General features: G+C 66.3%; 19 protein-coding genes. 11 read left to right on the top strand and 8 right to left on the bottom strand.

The window, feature by feature from the left end; genetic code table 11:
• Positions 1–17 precede the first annotated feature (17 nt).
• Entirely contained in the window at positions 18–986 is a 969-nt protein-coding gene (glpX, locus tag ASE13_RS00545; protein ID WP_056610122.1) for a class II fructose-bisphosphatase, read from the top strand.
• 52 nt (positions 987–1,038) lie between these two features.
• Positions 1,039–2,898 carry a CocE/NonD family hydrolase gene (locus tag ASE13_RS00540; RefSeq protein WP_056610119.1) on the top strand — a complete coding sequence of 620 codons (1,860 nt, stop codon included), beginning with the start codon at positions 1,039–1,041 and terminating at the stop codon, positions 2,896–2,898.
• On the opposite strand, the gene ASE13_RS00535 is transcribed toward ASE13_RS00540, so the two are convergent.
• From ASE13_RS00535 to ASE13_RS00505, 7 genes are all read right to left on the bottom strand, one after another.
• Entirely contained in the window at positions 2,891–3,358 is a 468-nt protein-coding gene (locus ASE13_RS00535; protein WP_235536787.1) for a GNAT family N-acetyltransferase, read from the bottom strand. The two genes, ASE13_RS00540 and ASE13_RS00535, sit on opposite strands and share 8 nt — an antisense overlap.
• Before the next feature lie 55 nt (positions 3,359–3,413).
• Entirely contained in the window at positions 3,414–3,899 is a 486-nt protein-coding gene (locus tag ASE13_RS00530; RefSeq protein WP_056610108.1) for a hypothetical protein, read from the bottom strand.
• Between the two features lie 58 nt (positions 3,900–3,957).
• Positions 3,958–4,728, bottom strand: coding sequence for an ABC transporter permease (locus ASE13_RS00525; protein WP_056610106.1), 771 nt, complete (start codon positions 4,726–4,728; stop codon positions 3,958–3,960).
• Complete coding sequence (locus tag ASE13_RS00520) at positions 4,725–5,675, bottom strand: ABC transporter ATP-binding protein (RefSeq protein ID WP_056610105.1); 951 nt, start codon at positions 5,673–5,675, stop codon at positions 4,725–4,727. Before ASE13_RS00520 ends, ASE13_RS00525 begins: the two co-directional genes overlap by 4 nt.
• Positions 5,676–5,768: 93 nt before the next feature.
• The gene (locus ASE13_RS00515) at positions 5,769–6,527 is read right to left on the bottom strand and encodes a DsbA family protein (protein ID WP_056610103.1); all 759 of its coding nucleotides are present in this window, start codon (positions 6,525–6,527) and stop codon (positions 5,769–5,771) included.
• Positions 6,524–7,888: a M48 family metalloprotease gene (locus tag ASE13_RS00510; protein ID WP_056614433.1), complete on the bottom strand. Its 1,365-nt coding sequence runs from the start codon at positions 7,886–7,888 to the stop codon at positions 6,524–6,526. Before ASE13_RS00510 ends, ASE13_RS00515 begins: the two co-directional genes overlap by 4 nt.
• Before the next feature lie 117 nt (positions 7,889–8,005).
• Entirely contained in the window at positions 8,006–10,678 is a 2,673-nt protein-coding gene (locus ASE13_RS00505) for an Rne/Rng family ribonuclease (protein WP_414885189.1), read from the bottom strand.
• Between the two features lie 495 nt (positions 10,679–11,173).
• Between ASE13_RS00505 and ASE13_RS00500 the strand changes: the two genes are divergently transcribed.
• The 4 genes from ASE13_RS00500 (at position 11,174) to ASE13_RS00485 (ending at position 17,073) form a co-directional block, all read left to right on the top strand.
• The gene (locus ASE13_RS00500; RefSeq protein ID WP_056610101.1) at positions 11,174–12,421 is read left to right on the top strand and encodes an N-acetylmuramoyl-L-alanine amidase; all 1,248 of its coding nucleotides are present in this window, start codon (positions 11,174–11,176) and stop codon (positions 12,419–12,421) included.
• 115 nt (positions 12,422–12,536) lie between these two features.
• Positions 12,537–15,059, top strand: coding sequence for a penicillin-binding protein 1A (locus ASE13_RS00495; RefSeq protein ID WP_056610098.1), 2,523 nt, complete (start codon positions 12,537–12,539; stop codon positions 15,057–15,059).
• A 122-nt stretch (positions 15,060–15,181) separates the two neighbouring features.
• Positions 15,182–16,309 (top strand): peptide chain release factor 2, encoded by a 1,128-nt coding sequence (gene prfB / locus ASE13_RS00490; protein WP_056610095.1) that lies wholly within the window; start codon positions 15,182–15,184, stop codon positions 16,307–16,309.
• A complete protein-coding gene (locus ASE13_RS00485; RefSeq protein ID WP_200955535.1) occupies positions 16,306–17,073 on the top strand; it encodes a class I SAM-dependent methyltransferase in 768 nt (255 codons plus the stop codon). The genes prfB and ASE13_RS00485 overlap by 4 nt, the downstream gene beginning before the upstream one ends.
• Here the strand turns inward: ASE13_RS00485 and ASE13_RS00480 are convergent.
• Entirely contained in the window at positions 17,065–17,463 is a 399-nt protein-coding gene (locus ASE13_RS00480; protein ID WP_056610085.1) for a JAB domain-containing protein, read from the bottom strand. The two genes, ASE13_RS00485 and ASE13_RS00480, sit on opposite strands and share 9 nt — an antisense overlap.
• Before the next feature lie 118 nt (positions 17,464–17,581).
• On the opposite strand from ASE13_RS00480, the gene ASE13_RS00475 reads away from it, so the two are divergent.
• The 5 genes from ASE13_RS00475 (at position 17,582) to ASE13_RS00455 (ending at position 21,924) form a co-directional block, all read left to right on the top strand.
• Complete coding sequence (locus ASE13_RS00475; RefSeq protein ID WP_056610083.1) at positions 17,582–18,376, top strand: thymidylate synthase; 795 nt, start codon at positions 17,582–17,584, stop codon at positions 18,374–18,376.
• Entirely contained in the window at positions 18,376–19,182 is an 807-nt protein-coding gene (locus ASE13_RS00470) for a glutaminyl-peptide cyclotransferase (protein WP_056610080.1), read from the top strand. The genes ASE13_RS00475 and ASE13_RS00470 overlap by 1 nt, the downstream gene beginning before the upstream one ends.
• Positions 19,183–19,187: 5 nt before the next feature.
• A complete protein-coding gene (locus tag ASE13_RS00465) occupies positions 19,188–19,670 on the top strand; it encodes a dihydrofolate reductase (RefSeq protein ID WP_235536785.1) in 483 nt (160 codons plus the stop codon).
• Positions 19,667–20,833, top strand: a complete 1,167-nt coding sequence (locus tag ASE13_RS00460) for a dipeptidase (protein WP_056610077.1) — start codon at positions 19,667–19,669, stop codon at positions 20,831–20,833. Before ASE13_RS00465 ends, ASE13_RS00460 begins: the two co-directional genes overlap by 4 nt.
• Positions 20,834–21,000: 167 nt before the next feature.
• Positions 21,001–21,924: a bifunctional riboflavin kinase/FAD synthetase gene (locus ASE13_RS00455; RefSeq protein ID WP_056610074.1), complete on the top strand. Its 924-nt coding sequence runs from the start codon at positions 21,001–21,003 to the stop codon at positions 21,922–21,924.
• Positions 21,925–21,994: the final 70 nt, after the last annotated feature.

Here is a 21,994-nt window from a genome sequence, read left to right as displayed (position 1 = left end):
GAGGGAATCCCCAGCCGATGACGACCGCCAGCCACGTTCTCGATCGTGTCCTCGTGCTCGAAATGGTGCGCGTCACCGAAGCGGCGGCGATCGCCGCATCGAGCCTGGTCGGGCGTGGCGACGAGAAGGCGGCCGATCACGTCGCGGTAGAGGCGATGCGCGAGGCGCTCAATTCGCTCTACATGGACGGCACCGTGGTGATCGGCGAAGGCGAGCGCGACGAGGCGCCGATGCTCTATATCGGCGAGAAGGTGGGCAACGCGATCGGCACCGGCCCCAAGATCGACATCGCGCTCGATCCGCTCGAGGGCACGACGATCTGCGCCAAGGCCGGCCCCAATGCGCTGGCGGTGCTCGCGGTCGCCGAGCATGGCGGCCTGCTCAACGCTCCCGACGTCTATATGGACAAGATCGCAGTCGGTCCCGGCTATCCCGACAATATCATCGACCTCGCCAAATCGCCGACCGACAACGTCAAGGCGCTCGCCGCCGCCAAGGGCGTCGAGCCCAACGAGATTATCGTCTGCGTGCTCGATCGCCCGCGCCACGAGAAGATGATCGCCGAATTGCGGTCGATCGGTTGCGGCATCGTGCTGATCGGCGACGGCGATGTCGCGGGCGTGATCGCCACCACCAATCCGGACACCACGATCGACATGTACATGGGCTCGGGCGGCGCTCCCGAGGGCGTGCTCGCCTGCGCGGCTTTGCGCTGCGTCGGCGGCCAGTTCAAGGGCCGGCTGGTATTCCGCAACGACGACGAGCGTGCCCGCGCGCGCAAATGGGGCATCGAGGATCTCGACAAGATCTACGACCTCACCGAACTCGCCAAGGGCGACTGCATCTTCGCCGCGACCGGCGTCACCGACGGCTCGCTGCTCGAAGGCGTCAAGCGCGTCCGCGGCAAGATGACCACCGAGAGCGTGGTGATGCGCGCAAGCTCGGGCACGGTGCGCTGGGTGAAGGGCGAGCACCGGCTCGATTGACAGCCGCGCGGTGCGTCCCTTTAGTCCGGCCAGAACCGGACGGGGATCGCACATGAACAAGCTGATGTTGTTGCTCGCGGCTGGCGTTGCCGCGCTTCCGATGGCCGCGGCGCCCGCGCGTCAGCAGACATCCGCAGCCGTCGCGGACTTTCCCTTCACTTACCAAGAAGTGATGGTGCCGATGCGCGACGGCACCAAGCTCCAGACCGTCATCATCCGCCCCAGCGGCAAGACCGGCAAGCTGCCGATCCTGCTCCAGCGCACGCCGTATGGCGTCCCCGGCCAGCCGCCCGCGAGCGTGCCTTCGTCGATGCGCTTCCTGATGGAGGACGGCTATGTCCTCGTCTTCCAGAACATGCGCGGCCAGTTCAAGTCGGACGGCGACTTCACCATGTCGATGGCGCTCGACGCCAAGGGCAAGAATCAGGTCGACGAGGCGACCGATGCGTACGACACGATCGACTGGCTGGTGAAGAACGTCGCCGACAATAACGGCAAGGTCGGGATGTGGGGCGTGTCGTACCCCGGCTATGCCTCGGCAGTGGCGCTCGCCCGCCCGCACCCGGCGCTCAAGGCGGTCAGTCCGCAAGCCGCGTGGAATGACTGGTGGATCAACGACGATCTCCACCGCTACGGCGCGATGCGGCTGTCCTACGCCACCGACTGGCTGTTCAGCCTGCAGAACAACGACAAGGGCGACGATTTCGACTATGGCGGCAAGACGCCAGTCGACACCTATGACTGGTTCCTGAAACTCGGCCCGGTCGCCAATCTCGACAGGCTCTACTTCAAGGGGAGCGTGCCCCAGCTCACCGCGATGATCGAGCATCCCGATTACGACGATTTCTGGAAGCGCCAGCGCTGGACCGAGAAACTGGGTCGCACCACGGTGCCGACGCTCCACGTCGCCGGCTTCTGGGATCAGGAGGATCCGCTCGGCACCTGGAAGATCTACGAGAAGATGGAGGCGCAGGACCCCGACGGCCTCAACATGATCGTCGCCGGCCCCTGGGCACACGGCACCTGGCGTTCGCCGGGCAGCGATGTCGGCTATATCAAGCACGGCAAGGAGAGCGGCACCGAGTTCATGCGCGACATCGAGGCACCGTTCTTCGCTTATTGGCTCCACGGCAAGGGGGCCAACCCCGCCTTCCAGGCACGGATGTTCCAAAGCGGATCGTGGGAGTGGAAGTCCTATCCCAAATGGCCGGCCCCCGGCGCGACCTTGACCAACCTCTATCTCCAGAGCGACGGCACGCTTTCCTTCACTGCGCCCGCCGATGCCGGCCAGTGCCGCGAGTACGTCTCCGATCCCGCCAATCCGGTGCCGTTCCGCGAACGCCCGATCTCGCGCACTTATCCCTCGCAGGAATGGCGCTGGTGGGAAGCGGCGGACCAGCGCTTCGTCGATCATCGGCCTGACGTACTGAGCTACACCAGCGCCCCGCTCGAGGCGGACCTGACCGTCACCGGCGAAGTCGCGGCGAAGCTGATGGCGTCGACCTCGGGCACCGACAGCGACTTCGTGGTCAAGCTGATCGACGTGCTGCCGGACGATTACGAGCCCTTCCGTCCCGGCGCGCTCGGCGAATATCCGCGCACGATGAACGGCTACCAGTTTCCGATCGCAATGGAGGTCCGCCGCGGCCGCTATCTCCAGAGCTTCGAGAAGGCGACGCCGCTGACGCCGAACCAGGTGATCGCGTGGGACGTACCGCTCAGAAGCCACGACCATGTCTTCAAGAAGGGCCACCGGATCATGGTGCAGGTCCAGTCGAGCTGGTTCCCGGTGATCGACCGCAATCCGCAGAAGTTCGTGCCCAACATCTACAAGGCGGCGCCGGAAGATTTCGTGAAGGCGACCCAGCGCGTGTGCGGCGGATCGCTGTTGGAATTGCCGGTCGTCAAATAGCGACCGGCATCCGCATCAGATGCGCCCCCGCGCCGTAAGAGGGGTCGGCCTCGCGCGGGACAGTGTCGAAGCCCTGCGCGGCCCAGTAAAGATCGGCGCCGCCCACCGCCATCAGCGCGATGTCGGAGAATCCGAGCGCCCGAGCGCGCACCATGACGAAGTCCAGCGCCGCCCTGGCCGCGCCGGTTCCGCGCGCCGCGGGGAGCAGGGCGATGTCGTGGAGATAATAGCTGTCGGCGCGCGCCGGGATCGCACAGAGCATTGCGCCGAGCTTCGGCGGAGCATCGCGATACCAGGGGTGCGTGATCAGATAGCCGGCGACCTCGCCCCGCTGCTCGAGGGCAAGGCACCCGGCAGGATAGAGCGCCAGCCGCTCGGCATAGACCGCCACCGGCTCGGTAAAGCACCCGTGAACCGCGTCGGAGATCGCCGATACCGCAGCGAGATCGCCGGCGGACATCTGCCGCCACCCGTTATGCCGCTCGTCCGCCATCAGCTTCGGGCCGTTCGTCCGCTCAGCCGGCCGGACGCCGCTTCACGGTTTCCTTGAACAGCGCGATCGCATTATCGGCGGTCGCTTTGCCGCCGGAAATCGATACCTTGACGAATTCCTTTCCGCGTACTGCGCCCGCAACCCAGCCCCCCATGTCGGCCGCCGCGAATCCCTTCCCGCCCAGTTCGGGCACTTCGCGGAAGCCCTCGGCCAGGCTTGGCACCTCGGCATAATCGGCAGGCACCGCGACGACCATCACAAAGCCCTCGCCGTCCTTCGCCGGCCATTGGCACCCGGTGCCGCCGCCGGCATTCTCGCCTGTGTTGAGCGGCTCGCCCGCATAGGTCTGGAGATCCGCCGGCGCGAACAGCTTGCACACCGGATTGTCCGCCGCCGCTCCCTTTGCATCGCCGGTAAGTATATCGGCAGTCTTCTGCGCGTCCTTGGGGACATTGCCGCCACACGCCGTCAAGATCAGGAGCATGCTCGTCGCTAGCGTATATTTCATCGCGCGTCCTCCATTGGTCCACCGACCATACAGAGTTGTCGACGCCGCGCCAGTTTCCCTAGTTCTTGAGCCGATATCCCGTGCGGAAGATCGTGACGATCAGCCCGAGGCAGAGCACGAGGAACAGCCCGGTCACGCCGAGGCTCCAGCCCACGCTGACATCGCCCGCGCCGAAGAAGCTCCAGCGGAAGCCGCTCACCAGATATACCACCGGGTTGAACAGGCTCACCGTGCGCCACGGCTCGGGCAGCATATCGATCGAATAGAAGGCGCCGCCGAGGAAGGTCAGCGGAGTCACGAGCAGCGCCGGCACCACGTTCAATTGCTCGAAGCCCTTGGCCCAGATGCCGATGATGAAGCCGAACATACTGAAGGTTACGGAAGTGAGCACGAGGAACGCCAGCATCGCCGCGGGGTGATCGATCCGGAGCGGCACGAAGAACGCCGAGGTGATCAGGATGATCAGCCCGATGACGATCGACTTGGTCGCCGCCGCGCCGACGAAGCCGATCACCATCTCGACCGCCGAGATCGGCGCGGAGAGAAGTTCGAACACGGTGCCGGTGAATTTGGGGAAATAGATGCCGATCGATGCATTGGCGATGCTCTGCGTCAGCAGCGACAGCATGATCAGCCCAGGCACGAGGAAGCTGCCGTAATTGACGTCGCCGATCGACTGAATCCGGCTGCCGATCGCCCCCCCGAAGACGATGAAATAGAGCGAAGTGGTGATCACCGGTGTCGCCACGCTCTGCCACAAGGTGCGCAGGGTGCGCGCCATCTCGAACTTGTAGATCGCCCAGATGCCATGGAAATTCACGCCGGTCATGCCACGGCTCCTTCGTTCGACGCCTGCTTCGCCTCGACCAGATCGACGAAGATGTCCTCGAGGCTCGACTTGCTCGTGTCGAGATCCTTGAACGCGATCCCCATGTCCGAGAGTTTCCGGAGCAGCGAGGGAATGCCGGTGCGCTCGGCCTGCGCGTCGAACACGTAGCGCAGCCGGTGCCCCTCGTCCTCGAGGCTGAGATGCCATTCATCGAGCTCGGCCGGAACCGCTGTCATCGGCTCGACGAGGGCGATATCCATCTCGCGCTTGCCGAGCTTCTTCATCAGCGCGGCCTTCTCCTCGACCAGCAGCAATTGTCCCTTGTTGATCACCCCCACTCGGTCGGCCATCTCCTCGGCCTCCTCGATATAGTGCGTGGTCAGGATGATCGTCGTGCCGCGCTCGCGCAATTTCCCGATCATCTTCCACATGTCGCGGCGCAGCGAGACGTCGACGCCCGCAGTGGGCTCGTCGAGGAACAGGATGTCGGGCTCGTGGCTGAGCGCCTTGGCGATCATCACGCGGCGCTTCATCCCGCCCGACAATTCCATGATCTTCGCGTCGCGCTTGTCCCACAGCGACAGGTCCTTGAGCACCTGATCGAGATGCGCCTGGTCGGGCTTCTTGCCGAACAGCCCGCGCGAGAAGCGCAGGGTCGAGCCGACGGTGGAGAACATGTCGACCGCGATCTCCTGCGGCACCAGCCCGATTCGGCTGCGCGCCTCGCGCGGATGGCTGATCGCGTCGTGCCCGTCGACGAGGATCGTCCCCGAACTCGGCGTGACGATCCCGCAGATGATGCTGATCAGCGTGGTCTTGCCCGCGCCATTGGGGCCGAGCAATGCGAAGATCTCGCCGCGGCGAATCTCCAGATCGACATGCTCGAGCGCCTTTTGGCCCGAGCCATAGGTCTTGCTGACCTGAGAAACCGACAAAATGGATTGCATGGGGAACCCCGGACCGGAACGGACCCGTTACGTAGGGGCAGGCTCGGGACAGGACAAGCCGGGGACTTCAATTCCTCCCCGGAGGGGGAGGAGCTACTTCCCCGCCCGCGCCTCGGCGACGGCTGCGGCCAGTCCGGCATAATCGCGCGCGCCGGAGAGCAGTTTGCCACCGATCACCCAGGCCGGCGTTCCGGTCATCGCCAGCTTCTCGCCCAATTTGTGGTTGGCGAGAATCTCCTGCTCGACGGCTTTGGACTGTACCGCCTTGTTCACCAGCTCCTTGTCGAGCCCCGCTTTGCCTGCGGCCAGCGTGATGTTCTCCACGTTCGGCGATCCCGCCCCATAGAGCGCGTCGTGGAACGCCCGGAACTTGCCCTGCTCGGCTGCCGCCAACGCCCAGCGCGCCGCGACCACGCTCTCCGGCCCGAGCACCGGAAATTCGCGATAGACCACGCGAACATTCGGATCCTTGGCCAGCAGTTCCTCGATCCCCGGCAGGCTGGCGCGGCAATAGCCGCAGGCATAGTCCATGAAGGCCACGACGGTGACGTCGCCATTCGGATTGCCTGCCCAGGCGCCGGCATAGGGCTTTTGCAGCTGGGCAAGATGCTGCGGCACCGCCGCTTGCGCGCCCTGCTGCGCCTTTTCGTAGCGCGCGGTCTCGCGCGCCTGAAGTCGGTCCATCGCCTCTGGAAGCACTTCGGGATGCTCGAGCAGATAGCCGCGGATCGCCGGCCCCGCGATCCCGGGCATCCAGCTCAGGATCAATGCGAACAGCCCGGCGCCGAGCAAGGCGGACACGAGCATCGCGCCGGCGAGCGCCAGCGGGCTGCGCAACAGTCTTTCGGTCATCGCCGCCGCCGTTTCTCTTCATCCATCGCGGTCTGCGACACCATCGAAATGTCCTGCGCGCGGATCCAGTCGGCCGAGCCCTGCGGCAGGTTCGCCATCGCCGATCGCGCGCTCACCAGAGCGGTCCGCGCGTCCCCCATCAGGTTCGCGCGCTCGGCAGTGGCGAGCGCGGTGCGCGGCTCGTCTCCCTTGCGCTCATAGACGGTGCCGAGCTGCATCCACGCAAACGGGTTCTCCTTGTCGCGCGCGACTGCCTGGCGAAGCACGGTTTCGGCTTCGGCGAGATTTGCCTTGTCCTCGGTCGCGAGCAGCGCGTGGCCGAAGGTCGCGGCGATCAGCGGCTGGTTGTTCGAACGCTGTGTCGCCTCGCGCAGCGGCGCGATCGCTTCGGCCGGTTTGCCCGATTCGAGCAGGATCTGGCCTTCCAATTCGAGGAAATAGGGATCGTCGGGCGCGGTCTTCACCAACGCGGCCGTCTCCGCCGCCGCCTGCTCGGGATAACCCGATTTGTGATAGGCATAGGCCCGGGCATAATGCGCGGGTGCCGACTGATCGGTCGCGGGATAGATGCGCAGCGTCGCCTCGGGCTCGTTGACGTAGCCGCGCAATTTGGCCTGCACCCGCTTGAAGCGCACCTCCAGCTTCGGATCGATCGACTTGTTCCAGGCCGGCGACGATTGCAGATCGGCCCGGAGATTCTCGACGCGATCGGCCGACATCGGGTGAGTCTGCGCGAACGGATCGACCTCCGGATTGGCCGCGGTCGCATAATAGCCGTAGCGATGCATCTGCGCGGTCAGCTTGTCGAAGAAGCTCAGCATCCCCTTGCCGGTGATGCCGGCGGTGTTGAGGAAGCGCGCACCCGCGGCGTCGGCCGAGGATTCCTGGATGCGGCTGAAGGCGAGATACTTCCCGATCGCGGCGCGCTGGCCCATCATCAATATGCCGGTGCCCGCCTCGCCCGCGCCCGCCGCCATCGCCGCGGCGCCGAGCAACAGGCTGAGGATCGAGATCTTGGTATAGCCGCCGTCGTTCTGGAACACGGCATGGCCGCCGACGATATGGCCGATCTCGTGCGCGATCACGCCCTGGACTTCATTGGCGTTGTCGGCGGCGTCGATCAGCCCCGAATGGATATAGACGATCTGCCCGCCGGCGACGAAGGCGTTGATCGACGGATCGTTGACCAGCACTACGCGGACATTGTTGGGCGAGAGCCCCGCCGCCTGGATGATCGGCCGGGTCATGTCGGCGAGCATCGCCTCCGTCTCGGCATCGCGCAGGATCGATTGCGCCATCGCCGGGCGCGCCGCGAAGAGGCTCAGGCAGAGCAGGGCAACCAGGGCCGCAAAACGCTTCATGCGCGGCATCATCGGGGCAAACTCCTCTGGCGGCAACGCTGTTGGATATGCGCGATGAACATGTCGTGAAGCCTCTCGGGAGCGCGCGGACATTTCGGCCCGCGCGCTCCCCTGAAGTCAGGCGCCGAAAGTCCGTTGCCACCAGCCACGGCGCGGGCCTGATTCGCCGTCAGCGTCGCTCTCGGCACCGAGGTCCTGCGCCACCATCTCGGTTTCGGCGGGTGCCTCGACACTGGTGTCGGCGGGCGTCGGAGCGGCCTGGGCGGCAGCCTTGCGGCGGGTCCGCTTGGGCTTTTCGGCCGGAGACTCGACAAGTTCGGCGACCGGTGCGGCTTCGACCACGATCGGCGTGGTCTCGGCCTCGGCATCGGCCTTCTTGCGACGTGCGCGCTTCGGCTTTTCCGCCGGAGCCTCAGCCTCGGGAGCGGCGACGACAGCAGCCTCGGCCACGCTCTCGGCAGGCGCTTCGGCATCGGCCCCTTCGACGTCGCTCAGGGCTGGCTTCTTGCGGCGCGAACGCTTGGGCTTCTCGGCCGGAGCCTCAGGCTCGGGCGCTACCTCGGCCAGCGCCTCGACGTCGCCCGCAGGCTCCGCGCCTTCGCCTGCCTCGACGGCATTGTCCTCGGGATGACCCGGTCCGCGACGGCCGCCGCGGCGACCGCGACGACGGCGCTTGCGACCGGCCTCACCCTCGCCGCCTTCGTGCTCGGCACGCTCCGGAGCACCCGCCTCGGCAGTGATCTCCTCGGACTCTTCGCCCTCGGACTCGGCCTCGTGCTCGCCTTCGGTGCCTTCGCCGGCCTCGTTCTCACGACCACGACGACCACGGCCACGACGGCGGCGGCGGCGCTTGCCGCGGCCTTCGCCTTCACCCTCGTCGCGCTCGCGCGCTTCGCGCGCTTCGCGGGGTTGGCGGTCGCGGGGCGCCTCGGCCTCGGCCGGTTCTTCCTCTTCCTCCTCGTCGATCTCCTCGACGTAATCGTCCTCGTCCTCGGCGACGTCGATGAGCCGCTCGATCTTGGGTGCGTGCGCCGGTGGCGGGCCACCCGCCTCGACCGACATGCGGGCACCCTCGACTTCGCCGTCCGACACGACTTCTACGAGGACGCCGTAGCGATCCTCGATCTCGGCCAGTTCGCCGCGCTTGCGGTTGAGCAGATAGAAAGCCGCTTCCTGGCTGGCACGCAGCGTGATCTGCGAACCGCGGCCGCGCGCGGCCTCGTCCTCGATCAGACGCAATGCGGAAAGTCCTGCCGACGAAGCCGTGCGGACCAGCCCGGTGCCTTCGCAATGCGGGCATTGGCGAGTCGATGCCTCGAGCACGCCGGTGCGCAGGCGCTGGCGGCTCATCTCCATCAGGCCGAAGGCCGAGATGCGGCCGACCTGTATGCGGGCGCGATCGTTCTTGAGCGCCTCCTTCATCGCCTTCTCGACCTTACGGACATTGGATCCGTGATCCATGTCGATGAAGTCGATGACGACGAGGCCGGCCATGTCGCGCAGCCGCAGCTGGCGCGCGATTTCCTGCGCGGCTTCGAGGTTGGTCTGGGTCGCGGTCTGCTCGATCGAATGCTCGCGCGTCGAACGGCCCGAGTTGATATCGATCGAGACGAGCGCCTCGGTCGGGTTGATCACGAGATAGCCGCCGGATTTGAGCTGCACCACCGGATGGTACATCGCCGACAATTGCTCCTCGACGCCGGCGCGTTGGAACAGCGGCACCGCATCGGCATATTGCTTCACCTTGCGGGCGTGGCTCGGCATCAGGAGCCGCATGAACTCCTTCGCCTGGCGATAGCCATCCTCGCCCTCGACGATGACTTCGTCGATATCCTTGTTGTAGATATCGCGAATCGCGCGCTTGAGCAGGTCGCTGTCGCCATAGACCAGAGCCGGCGCCGACGATTGCAAGGTCGTCTCGCGGATTCCATCCCACAAACGCGCGAGATAATCGAAGTCGCGCTTGATCTCGGTCTTGGTGCGCTGGAGCCCCGCGGTGCGGACGATGCAGCCCATCGTCGGCGGCAGCTTCAGGTCCGACATGATCGTCTTGAGGCGCTTGCGATCGGCGGCCGAGCTGATCTTCCGGGAGATGCCGCCACCGTGCGCGGTGTTGGGCATCAGCACGCAATAGCGGCCGGCAAGGCTCAGATAGGTGGTCAGCGCCGCGCCCTTGTTGCCGCGCTCTTCCTTGACGACCTGGACCAGCAGCACCTGACGGCGGCGGATCACGTCCTGGATCTTGTAGCGGCGGCGCAGGTTCATGCGGCGCTGGCGCAGTGCCTCGGCCTCGTCTTCCTTGCCGCCACGCCCGCGGCGGCGGCCACGACCGCGTCCGCGTCCGCCTTCGCTGCTTTCCTCGCCCTCGGCGGTCTCGCCGTCGGAATCCTCGTCATGCTCCTCGTCGTCATGGGGACGCTCGAGAACCTCTACGCCGTCTTCGCCTTCGTGATCGTCGTCGTCGCCGTCATCCTGCGCACGCAGCGCGGCTTCCTCGGCGGCGTGCTCGGCCTCCTCGCGGAGCAGCGCGTCGCGGTCCTCCTTGGGAATCTGATAGTAATCGGGGTGGATTTCCGAGAAAGCGAGGAAGCCGTGGCGGTTGCCGCCGTAATCTACGAACGCGGCCTGGAGCGACGGCTCCACCCGCGTGACCTTGGCCAGATAGATATTCCCCTTGAGCTGCTTTCGCTCGGCAGACTCGAAGTCAAACTCCTCGATCCGGTTTCCCTTGACGACGGCAACCCGGGTTTCTTCCCGGTGCCGCGCGTCGATCAGCATACGCATGGTCATTTATTGTTCTCCGGGCGCGCCGGCCTGGATCCCTGAAGGGGGTTTCCCTGAAGGGTTGGGGCGCGTGCGCGCGATACAGAATGCGGCCTTGGCCGGCGGTGCCGGCTGCGGTCTCGCAGGTTTCGAAAACTGCTGCTGCTCGCAAGGCACGCCCGGACGCGTGGTCCGGAAGCTTCGCCATCGTCACGCGGCCGGCCGAAGGGGCCTGGCGGGTGGGACGATGGGAAAATTGCCTCATGCGAGCGTCAACCTGAACTGTCGCGGCGAATGTGGCCGCGAAATATCGTCCGATACAAGGATCGGAGCCGGAGCTTGCTAGCACCCCCCGCGCGATGCGGCAACCGCGCCCGATGCGAATAACGTCGCGCAAGCCACGGCGGGAATTTGCCGTCGTCCGGCAGATTTATGCCGATTAACCAAGCTGTTTCACTTCGACTTGAGGGGCCTCGGCTAAAACGCGTTCGTCAGGGAAGACGTGTTCAAGAGTTAGCCATCATGCATTTGGGCTGGACCCCTCGAGCCTCGGCGCGGCATATCGCGCGGGTGCTATTCCTGCTTGCCCTTCTCTCCGGCTGGTTGACCGGGGTGCCGAGTTGGGCAGGCGTCGTGCAGGAAGTGCGCGTCCATGGCGATCGCGTCGTCGTGAAATTCGACGCGCCGGTCACCCGGGCGAGTGCGTTCCTCCTCTCCGGACCGCAGCGCATCGCGCTGGACCTGGCCGGCACGGAGCCCGGTCGCGTCGCGGTCGCCGACGGCGCGGTCGCGCGGATCCGCCAGGGTGTACAGGGCGACGGCGCCCGCATCGTCTTCGATCTCGCGCGTCCGGCGATCGTGAGCGAGGGCAGCTTCGGCAAGGACGGCCGCACGCTGACGCTTCAGCTCAGGACCGTCGACGACGAGCGCTTCGCGCGCGCCGCGGCCGAGCGGCGGATGCGCTTCCTGCCGCCCTTCGCCTGGCTCCAGCCGGCGAGCCGACCTGCGTACAGCGTGTCGATGCCGTTGCCCCGGCGCATGCCCGCCGCGCCGCTGCCGCGCGTCTACGGCGAGGCGAACCGCCCGCTGGTGGTGATCGACGCCGGGCATGGCGGGCACGATCCCGGCGCGGTCTCCGGCGACGGCGGTCTTCGCGAGAAGGACGTCACGCTCGCGGTGGCCAAAGCGATCCGGGATGCGCTGCTCGCCTCGGGCCGCGTCCGGGTGGCGCTCACGCGTGAGGACGATCGCTTCCTCGTTCTCCAGGAGCGCTACGGACTCGCGCGGCGATTGAAGGCCGATCTGTTCATTTCAGTCCATTGCGACAGTGCCGGCAACGCCGACGCCACCGGCGCCACCGTCTACACCCTCTCCGAAGTCGCCTCCGACAAGGAAGCGGCGCGGCTCGCGGCGCGCGAGAACAAAGCCGATATCCTCGCCGGCGTCGATCTCGGTGCCGCCAGCCCCGACATCTCGTCGATCCTCATCGATCTCACCCAGCGCGAGACGATGAACGCCAGCGCCAATTTCGCCCGATTGCTCGGCCGCGAGGCGCAGCCGCTGATGCCGATCAAGGCCAATTACCACCGCATGGCCTCCCTGATGGTGCTCAAGGCGCCCGACATGCCGTCGGTGCTGTTCGAGACCGGCTACATCTCCAATTCCGGCGACGCCGCGTTCCTCGCCTCGCCGGAAGGCCGGCGCAAGGTCGCGCAGAGCGTGCGCAAGGCAGTGGAGATCCACTTCGCCACCCGCATGGCCGCGCGCTGACCTGGCTGTTTCGAGACTCCCCACCCCTGCATTATAGACGGAAAACGACGGGTTGGTTTCGCGGGCGTTTTGATCGGGTTTCATCGTCCGAGAAAGTTGCTACACCGCACCCCGCATGGCGGACGGCAGCATTTCCAGCGAGAAGGTGACGATCAAGCGCGAGGTCGGCGGCGTCCGCGGCTGGTATCGCCGCGTGCATCGTCGCTGGTGGTTCCGCATTCTGGCGTGGCTGGCGCTGCTTGCCGGCCTGTTCTGGTTTCTCGTCTGGGCGCTGATCGCGCGCAACCTGCCTTCGGTCGACAGCCTGCGCGCCTATGAGCCGCCGCTGCCGACCAATGTCCGCTCGGCCGACGGCCTGCCGATCCACAGCTATGCCCGCGAACGCCGCGTCCAGCTGAGCTATGCCGAATATCCCAAGCAGTTGGTCGAAGCGTTCATCTCGGCCGAGGACAAGACCTTCTTCAGCCATCACGGCATCGACATCCCCGGCCTGGTGCGCGCCGCGTTCCAGGGGATCGTGAGCGGCGAGACCCCCCGCGGCACCTCGACGATCACCCAGCAGGTCGCCAAGAACCTGCTGATCGGCAACGAAGTCAGCTATCTGCGCAAGGGCAAGGAAGCGATCCTCGCCTGGAAGATCGAGAACACGCTCTCCAAGGAACAGATCCTCGAGCTCTATCTCAATTCGATCGAGCTGGGCCGCAACGCCGGCGGCGTCGAGGCGGCGAGCCAGGCTTATTTCGGCAAGGCGCTCGACCAGCTCAGCCTGCCGCAAATGGCCTATCTCGCGATCCTGCCCAAGGGCCCGGCCAACTACGCCCCCGAACGCTACGAGGCGCGCGCGCTCGAGCGGCGCAACTGGGTGCTCGGACAGATGCTCGCCAACGGTTTCATCACGCAAACGCAGCATGCCGAGGCGATCGCGGCGCCGCTGGGCGCGATTCCGCGGCAGACGCCCCGTTACGAACGCGTCGGCGGCTATTTCGTCGAAGAGGTCCGCCGCCAGCTGATCGACAAGTTCGGCGAGAAGGCCGAGGACGGCCCCAACAGCGTCTATGGCGGCGGGCTGTGGGTGCGCACCTCGCTCGACCCGCGACTCCAGCAATATGCCCAGAAGGCGCTGCGCGACGGCCTGCTTCGCTACGATCGCGGCCGGGGCTGGTCGGGTCCGATCAACCATGTCGAAGTGGCGAACGGTTGGCTCCAGCCGTTCCTCAACACCAATATCGGCGTCGATTACGAGGATTGGCGCGCCGCGGTGGCGATCGCGCGCAATTCCGGCGGCTGGGAGATCGGCTTCGACAACGGCCAGACCGGGACCTTGCCGCGCAGCCTCGCCACCACGCCCGTCCGGGGCCAGGGCGGCGAGGCGTTCGACGCGATTCGGCCCGGCGACATCCTCGCGGTCGCACCCGAAGGCGCGAGCTGGGCACTCCGCTCCATCCCCAAGGTCTCGGGCGGCATGGTGGTCGAGGATCCGCGCACCGGCCGGGTGCTGGCGATGCAGGGCGGGTTCGATTCACGCCTCCAGTCGTTCAACCGCGCCACCCAGGCGCAGCGCCAGCCCGGGTCGACGATCAAGCCGCTCGTCTATGCCGCGGCGATGGAGCAGGGACTGACCCCGGCGACGATCGTCGTCGATGGCCCGTTCTGCGTGTGGCAGGGCGCCAATCTCGGCAACAAATGCTTCCGCAATTTCGGCAACCAGCGCGGCGCCGGCCCCAAGACGTTGCGCTGGGGCGTCGAACAGTCGCGCAACCTCATGACCGTGCAGGTCGCCAACCAGATCGGCATGGAACACGTCGTCGACCTGATCCAGCGGGTCGGCGTCTCGAAGCAGAAATTCCCGACCTATCTGAGCTATGCGCTGGGCGCGGGCGAGACGACCGTGCTGCGCATGGTCAATGCCTATTCGATCCTCGTGAACCATGGCCGTGCGCTCAATCCGACGCTGATCGATTTCGTCCAGAATCGCCGCGGCGAAGTGATCTGGCCCGAGAATTGGCGCGCCTGCGACCGCTGCAATGCGCGCGACTATGACGGCGGCGCCATGCCGCGGCCGATCACTCGCGCCCGTCAGGTCGTCGAGCCGATGAGCGCCTATCAGATCGTCCATATCACCGAAGGCGTGATCCAGCGCGGCACCGCCACCACGCTGCGCGAACTCGGCCGGCCGATGATGGGCAAGACCGGCACCACGTCGGGCCCGACCGACGTGTGGTTCGTCGGAGGCACGCCGCAGATGATCGGCGGCCTCTATCTCGGCTATGACAGCCCGACCAACCTGGGTGGCTATGCCCAGGGCGGATCGATCGCCGCGCCGATCTTCAAGCAGTTCGCCATCCCCGCCTTCAAGGGCATGGAAGTGCTGCCCTTCACTGCCCCCGCCGGCATCCGCATGGTCCGCATCGATCGCGCGAGCGGCCGCAAGGTCGCCGGCGGCTGGCCGACCAGCGACCCGCTCGCCTCGGTGATCTGGGAAGCCTTCAAGCCCGAGGTCGAACCACAGCGCCGCCGCCGCACCCCCGAGGAGGAAGCGGCCGAGAGCCAGAAGAAGACCGTCGAGAAGAAGGCCGCGCCCGCCACCAAGGCGCCCTCCGACAGCGACTTCTTGCAACGCCAGGGCGGAATCTACTAGCGCGGCACCCTACATACATCATCTGGCGGACGCCGGGATCTCAGGCCACGAGCGAATGGCTTGAGGCACGAGATCCCGGCGTCCGCCGGGATGACGATAGATTGGTTTGAAAGGTTACTACCATGCGCGCCGAAGCGCAGGCTCATGTCGACAAGATCAAGGCGGCGCTGGCGCTGCTGCGCCGGTTCCTCGATTGGGACCGCGCGTTGCGCCGGCTCGACGAGCTCAACGCGCGCGTCGAGGATCCGACCCTGTGGAACGACGCCAAGGCCGCGCAGGACGTGATGCGCGAGCGCCGTCGCCTCGACGAGGCGGTGAGCGCGACGCGCGCGATCGAGACCGAGCTCAACGACACCGCCGAGCTGATCGAGATGGCCGAGGCCGAAGGCGACGAGGAGATGGCGAGCGAAGGCACTGCCGCGCTCGCTGCGCTCGCCGACCGCGCCGAGGTCGACAAGGTGAAAGCCCTGCTCTCGGGCGAGGCCGATCCCAACGACACTTATGTCGAAATCAATTCGGGCGCCGGTGGCACCGAGAGCCAGGATTGGGCGGGCATGCTCCAGCGCATGTACACGCGCTGGGCCGAGCGCCACGGCATGAAGGTCGAGCTGATCGACTATCATGCCGGCGAGCAGGCCGGGATCAAGTCGGCGACTTTGCTGATCAAGGGCGAGAACGCATACGGTTACGCCAAGACCGAGAGCGGCGTGCACCGGCTCGTGCGGATCTCGCCTTATGACAGCGCGGCGCGGCGCCACACCAGCTTCTCGAGCGTGTGGGTCTATCCGGTGATCGATGACGACATCCAGGTCGAATATAATGAGAGCGATCTGCGCATCGACACCTATCGCGCCTCGGGCGCCGGCGGGCAGCACATCAACACCACCGATTCGGCGGTGCGCATCACGCACATCCCCACCGGCATCGTCGTCCAATGCCAGAACCAGCGCAGCCAGCACAAGAACAAGGCCGAAGCGTATAACCAGCTCCGCGCGCGCCTCTACGAACGCGAGCTCCAGATCCGCGAACAGGCCGCCAATGCCGAGAACGCCACCAAGACCGATATCGGCTGGGGCCACCAGATCCGCAGCTACGTGCTCCAGCCCTATCAGCTGGTGAAGGACCTGCGCACCGGCGTGACCTCCACTGCGCCCTCCGACGTGCTCGACGGAGACCTCGACGCGTTCATGGCGGCTGCGCTATCGCAGCGCGTGACCGGCGAAACGGTCGAAGTGGAGGATGTCGATTGAGGCCAGCGCTCGCTCTGGGCACCTTTTTGCTGCTGCTCGCCGGGTGCGACGGCGGCAAGCCGGTCCTGCGCGAGCACAAGGCGGAGACCAAGAATACCGGCTTCCCCGCCGCCGATCGCCCCGTGGCGACGATCGTCTCGGCGCGCTGGTCGACCGAAGAGGCCCGCGACCGGCTCAACGAAGCGGGCCAGGTGATGAACCTGGCCGGCATCAAGCCCGGCATGACCGTCGCCGATATCGGCGCGGGCGAAGGTTATTACACGATCCGCCTCGGCCAGCGTGTCGGCAAGGAAGGCCGCGTGGTCGCCGAGGACATCGTGCCCGAGGTTCGTGACGCACTGGCGACACGCGTGGTGCGCGAGCGGCTCGACAATGTCAGCGTGCGGCTCGGCCTGCCCGCCGACCCACGGCTGCCCGAAGCGAGCTTCCATCGCGTGCTGATGGTGCACATGTACCACGAGATCGAATCGCCCTACGAATTCCTGTGGCGCCTGCGTCCCTCGCTGACTCCCGACGGTCAGGTGATCGTCGTCGATGCCGATCGGCCTACCGAGCATCACGGTACGCCCCCCGAACTCCTCAAATGCGAGTTCGGCGCGGTCGGCTATGAACTGGTCTCGATGCGCCCCATGCCTTCGGCCGGCGGTTACCTGGCAATCTTCCGAGCCGCCGGCGAACGCCCCGAACCCGGCATGATCAAGGCGTGCAAGAGCGGTGCACGCGCCACCCCGGCGGCGATGCAACCGGGCGAGGGTTCAGAGTAGTCCCAGGCGGCGAAAGCTGACGATTCCCTGGCTCGCGACGATCAGGTGGTCGATCAGCCGCACCTCCAGCGTCTCCAGTGCCCGGGCCAGCAGCCGCGTCGCCTCGCGGTCGGCGATGCTCGGATTCGGGTCGCCGCTCGGATGGTTGTGCGCCATCACCACTGCCACCGCCCCGAAGGCCAGCGCGTCGGCGGCGATTTCGCGGATCGGCAGCACGAGCCGGTCGACCGATCCCGAACGCGCATGGCGCAGCCCCAGCACGCGCTGGTCCGCGTCGAGATAGACGAACGCCATCACTTCGACGGGTTCGTCGGCGAGGCACTCGAACAGCGCGCCTGCGGCATGGGCATCCGCGAGCCGGCGCGGCGCGGCGAGAGCTTCGAGGGCCATTTCGCCAGACTGCCAGCGAGCCACGCATCCCCCTAAGCGTTTCTCCCTCCGCTTCGGCGCCGAAATGGAGCTGACCGATCCGCTTGGCGCGCGCGTGCGGCCCGGCTAGACTGCCGCGATGCGTCAATATCTCGATCTGATGGAGCGCGCGCTGGAACACGGCGCCGAGACGATGGACCGCACCGGCACCGGCACCCGCTCGGTGTTCGGACACCAGATGCGCTTCGATCTCGCGGCGGGCTTTCCTTTGCTCACCACCAAGAAGCTCCATATCCGATCGATCCTCATCGAATTGCTCTGGTTCCTGCGCGGCGACACCAATGTCCGCTGGCTGCAGGAACGCAAGGTAAGCATCTGGAACGAATGGGCCGACGAGGCCGGCGATCTCGGCCCGGTCTATGGCAAGCAATGGCGCCGCTGGGAGACCGCCGACGGCCGTGACATCGATCAGATCACCGAATTGCTCGATCAGATCCGCAACAATCCCGGTTCGCGCCGCCAGATCGTCTCGGCATGGAATCCCGGCGAGCTCCACGCCATGGCGCTGGCGCCGTGCCACTGCCTGTTCCAGACCTATGTCGCCAATGGCCGGCTCAGCCTCCAGCTTTACCAGCGCTCGGCCGACATCTTCCTCGGCGTGCCCTTCAACATCGCTAGCTATGCCTTGCTGACGCATCTGCTCGCGCAGCAGGCGGGACTGGAGGTCGGCGAGTTCGTCTGGACCGGAGGCGATTGCCATCTCTATTCGAACCATCTCGAGCAGGCCCGCGAGCAATTGACCCGCGAACCTGGGCCGCTCCCCCGTCTCGAGATCCTGCGCAAGGCGCCCTCGATCGACTCCTATGACTATGAGGATTTCGTGATCCACGACTATCAAGCGCAGGCGCATATCAAGGCGGCGGTGGCGGTCTGATGCGCAAAATGATCCTGCTCGGGCTGTTCGCCCTCACCGCCTGCGCTGCCCAGGACGATATGCCCAAGGTCCAGACGGTCGAGGTGGTGAAGACCTTCCCCCATGATTCGCAGGCCTTCACCCAGGGGCTGTACGTCGACGGCGGCACCCTGTTCGAGAGTACCGGCGAGGAAGGCACCTCGGGCATCCGCAAGGTCAACCTCGACAGCGGCGAAGTCGCCGCGCAGGCGCCGCTCTCCTCCCCTTATTTCGGGGAGGGGATCGTCGGGTGGAAGGACAGGATCTACCAGCTGACGTGGAAGGACCAGAAGGGCTTCATCTACAGCCGCGCCGACTTCAGGCCGCTCGGCGAATTCGCCTATAAGGGCGAAGGCTGGGGCCTCACGCACAACGGCAAGTCGGTGATCATGAGCGACGGCACCGCGACATTGCGCTTCCTCGATCCCGAGACGATGGCACAGCAATCGACACTCGCGGTCACTGCGAACGGGTGCCCGATCGCCCAACTCAACGAGCTCGAATGGATCGACGGCGAGATCTGGGCGAACATCTGGCAGACCGATCTGATCGCGCGGATCGATCCCCAGACCGGCAAGGTGAAGAGCTTCGTCGACGTCGCCGCGCTCGGCCCGCCCACGCCCAGCGTCGACGAAGTGCCCAACGGCATCGCTTATGACGCCGCGGCGAAACGCATCTTCGTTACCGGCAAGATGTGGCCGCAGCTCTATGAGGTCCGCGTGAGCGACGGCCCCGCCAACGGTGTGGCGCAGGACCAGGCCGCCGCGCTGATGCGCTGCCAGCCTTGAGCCACGTGGGGCGCATTACCTTCCATCTCGCCCGCGCCGACAATGGCGTGATCGGCAAGGAGGGCAAATTGCCCTGGCACCTGCCCGCCGACCTCAGGCGCTTCAAGGCGCAGACCATGAGCAAGCCGATGGTGATGGGGCGGAAGACCTTCGAGGGCTTCCCCAGCCCCCTTCCCGGCCGCCGCCACATCGTGCTGACTCGCGATGCGGGCTGGCATGCCGAGGGCGCCGAAGTCGCGCATTCGCCCGACGAGGCGCTGGCGCTGGCGGGCGATGGCGAAGTCGCGGTGATCGGCGGCGCGGAAGTGTTCGCATTGTTCCTCGACCGCGCCGATCGCATCGAGCTGACCGAAGTGCACATCCATGCCGAGGGGGACGCCACCGTCCCGGGCTTCGGTGAAGGCTGGCGCGAAACCGCGCGCGAGGATCATGCGAGCGAAGCCGGGCGCCCCGCCTACAGCTTCGTCACGCTGGAGCGAACACGATGAAAAAGATCCTCTGGGGATTGGCGGCAGTGATCCTGCTGGCCGCGATCGGCTTTTTCGGCTTCGCCCCGGCAATGGTCGAATCGGATATGAACAAGGTCGTGCCCGCGCCGCTCCCCAGGGTGACCGAACAGACCCGCGCGCTCCACGATTCGCTCCAGATCGCCGACATGCACGGCGACACCCTGTTGTGGCGCCGCAGCCTGCTCGACCGGGCAAATCGCGGCCAGGTCGATCTGCCGCGATTGATCCAGGGCAATGTAGCGCTGCAGATCTTCTCCTCGGTGACCAAGACGCCCAAGGAGCAGAATTACGATTCGAACGGCGCCGACACCGACAACATCACGATGCTGACGGTGGCGCAGCTCCAGCCGCCCAGGACATGGAATTCTCTGCTCCAGCGCTCGCTGTGGCACGCCGAGAAGCTCGACCGCGCCGCGGCGGGATCGGACGGGAAGCTGCGCGTGATCCGCACGCCCGCAGAGCTCGACCGGCTGCTCGCCGATCGGGCGGCGGGCAGGAAGGTGGTCGGCGGCATGCTCTCGATCGAGGGGCTGCAGGACATGGAGGGCCAGCTCGGCAATCTCGACAAGCTCCACGCCGCGGGCTTCCGCATGGCCGGCCTCGCCCATTTCTTCGACAACGAAGTCGCCGGATCGATGCACGGCGTCAGGAAAGGCGGGCTCACCCCGCTCGGCGTCCAGACCGTCCGGCGGATGGAGCGGATCGGCATGATCGTCGACATCGCCCATTCGAGCCACAAGACGGTGGCCGAAGTGCTCGCGATGGCGAAGCGCCCGGTGGTCTCCAGCCATGGCGGCGTCCAGGCGACGTGCAAGGTCAACCGCAACCTGACCGACGAAGAGATTCGCGGCGTGGCGAAGACCGGCGGGGTGATCGGCATCGGCTATTGGGACGCGGCGATCTGCTCGACTGCGCCGGCAGCGATCGTCAATGCGATCGCGCATGTTCGCGATCTGGTGGGGATCGATCATGTCGGGCTCGGCTCCGACTTCGACGGCGCGGTGACCACCGCGTTCGACACATCGCAGCTCGCGGCGGTGACACAGGCGCTGGTGGACCGTGGGTTCACGCCTGAGGATATCCGCAAGGTAATGGGCGGCAATGTGCTGCGGGTGTTGCGGGCGGGGATCGTTCCCCAATAAATTCCTCCCTCGCGAAGCGGGAGAGGTGGCGCCGAAGGCGACGGAGGGGGCCTAGCTCCAAGCGGTGTCGCCTGCGGCCAAACCCCCTCCACCACTTCGTGGTCCCCCTCACCCGCCCTGCGAGGGAGGAATTGGCAGGCGCCCTGCCTCTCCTTATAGCCACCCCGATGGAGCGACTGGACAACGGCTCGCCGGTGCCGGCGCATCTTCGCGGCGGGATCGTCGCATTGGGCAATTTCGACGGGTTTCACCTCGGGCACCAGGCCGTGATCGGCCGCGCGATCGCGCGCGCGCGCGCCGAGGGGCGCCCGGCGATCGTCGCGACCTTCGATCCGCATCCCAAGCGCTATTTCCAGCCCCAATCGGGGCATTTCCGGCTGACCACGCTCGACCAGCGCCAGCGCCTGTTCGCCGCGGCGGGGGCCGATGCGATGCTCGTCTTCCGGTTCGACACCGCATTGGCGGGGCTGAGCGCTTGGGCATTCGCCGAACGGCAGCTGGTCGGGATCATCGGCGCGGGGGGCGTGGTGACGGGCAATGACTTCACTTTCGGCAAGGGCCGTGAAGGCGATGTGGCGATGCTCGCCGCGCTGGGCAGTGAATTCGGCTATTCCGCCGAGGTCGTCGCACCGGTGACGCTCGACGGCGAAACCGTCTCGTCGAGCCGCATCCGCCAATATCTGCGCGACGGCGATCCGCGCGGCGCCGCGAAGCTGCTCACCCGGCCCTTCGCGATCCAGGGCCCGGTGCAGCACGGCGCCAAGCTCGGCCGCGAGCTCGGCTATCCGACCGCCAACATGGATCTCGCCAATTATCTGCGCCCCGCTTACGGCATCTATGCGGTACGCGGCCAGCTGGCGGACGGGCGGATGCTCGACGGCGTCGCCAATCTCGGCATCCGCCCGAGCATCGAGCCACCGGAGGAATTGCTCGAAAGCTATTTCTTCGATTTTCAGGGCGATCTCTACGATCAGGTGATCGAAGTCTCGCTGATCGAATATCTGCGCCCCGAGGCGAAGTTCGATTCGATGGACGCGCTGAAGGTCCAGATGGACGCGGACGCCGCCAAGGCACGCGCGGTGCTGGCCTGATTTCCCTGTCACCCGGACACAAGGCCGGGGTGACGGAGGGGGACGAAAAAGGCCCCTGCAACATCGGCTT

Origin of the sequence: Sphingomonas sp. Root241 (assembly GCF_001428865.1) — a bacterium.
Taxonomy (GTDB): Bacteria; Pseudomonadota; Alphaproteobacteria; order Sphingomonadales; family Sphingomonadaceae; genus Sphingomonas.
Note: the sequence above shows the minus strand (reverse complement) of the source record. Positions and strands in the feature narration are given on the sequence as shown.

Bases quoted from the DNA above. Each gene is read 5' to 3' on its own strand.
- ASE13_RS00500 (WP_056610101.1), top strand. From the start codon at position 11,174: ATGCATTTGGGCTGGACCCCTCGAGCCTCGGCGCGGCATATCGCGCGG.
- ASE13_RS00540 (WP_056610119.1), top strand. From the start codon at position 1,039: ATGAACAAGCTGATGTTGTTGCTCGCGGCTGGCGTTGCCGCGCTTCCG.
- ASE13_RS00525 (WP_056610106.1), bottom strand. From the start codon at position 4,728: ATGACCGGCGTGAATTTCCATGGCATCTGGGCGATCTACAAGTTCGAG.
- ASE13_RS00460 (WP_056610077.1), top strand. From the start codon at position 19,667: ATGAAAAAGATCCTCTGGGGATTGGCGGCAGTGATCCTGCTGGCCGCG.
- ASE13_RS00470 (WP_056610080.1), top strand. From the start codon at position 18,376: ATGCGCAAAATGATCCTGCTCGGGCTGTTCGCCCTCACCGCCTGCGCT.
- ASE13_RS00505 (WP_414885189.1), bottom strand. From the start codon at position 10,678: ATGACCATGCGTATGCTGATCGACGCGCGGCACCGGGAAGAAACCCGG.
- ASE13_RS00495 (WP_056610098.1), top strand. From the start codon at position 12,537: ATGGCGGACGGCAGCATTTCCAGCGAGAAGGTGACGATCAAGCGCGAG.
- glpX (WP_056610122.1), top strand. From the start codon at position 18: ATGACGACCGCCAGCCACGTTCTCGATCGTGTCCTCGTGCTCGAAATG.
- ASE13_RS00455 (WP_056610074.1), top strand. From the start codon at position 21,001: ATGGAGCGACTGGACAACGGCTCGCCGGTGCCGGCGCATCTTCGCGGC.
- ASE13_RS00515 (WP_056610103.1), bottom strand. From the start codon at position 6,527: ATGACCGAAAGACTGTTGCGCAGCCCGCTGGCGCTCGCCGGCGCGATG.
- ASE13_RS00480 (WP_056610085.1), bottom strand. From the start codon at position 17,463: ATGGCCCTCGAAGCTCTCGCCGCGCCGCGCCGGCTCGCGGATGCCCAT.
- ASE13_RS00510 (WP_056614433.1), bottom strand. From the start codon at position 7,888: ATGAAGCGTTTTGCGGCCCTGGTTGCCCTGCTCTGCCTGAGCCTCTTC.
- prfB (WP_056610095.1), top strand. From the start codon at position 15,182: ATGCGCGCCGAAGCGCAGGCTCATGTCGACAAGATCAAGGCGGCGCTG.
- ASE13_RS00535 (WP_235536787.1), bottom strand. From the start codon at position 3,358: ATGTCCGCCGGCGATCTCGCTGCGGTATCGGCGATCTCCGACGCGGTT.
- ASE13_RS00520 (WP_056610105.1), bottom strand. From the start codon at position 5,675: ATGCAATCCATTTTGTCGGTTTCTCAGGTCAGCAAGACCTATGGCTCG.
- ASE13_RS00475 (WP_056610083.1), top strand. From the start codon at position 17,582: ATGCGTCAATATCTCGATCTGATGGAGCGCGCGCTGGAACACGGCGCC.
- ASE13_RS00530 (WP_056610108.1), bottom strand. From the start codon at position 3,899: ATGAAATATACGCTAGCGACGAGCATGCTCCTGATCTTGACGGCGTGT.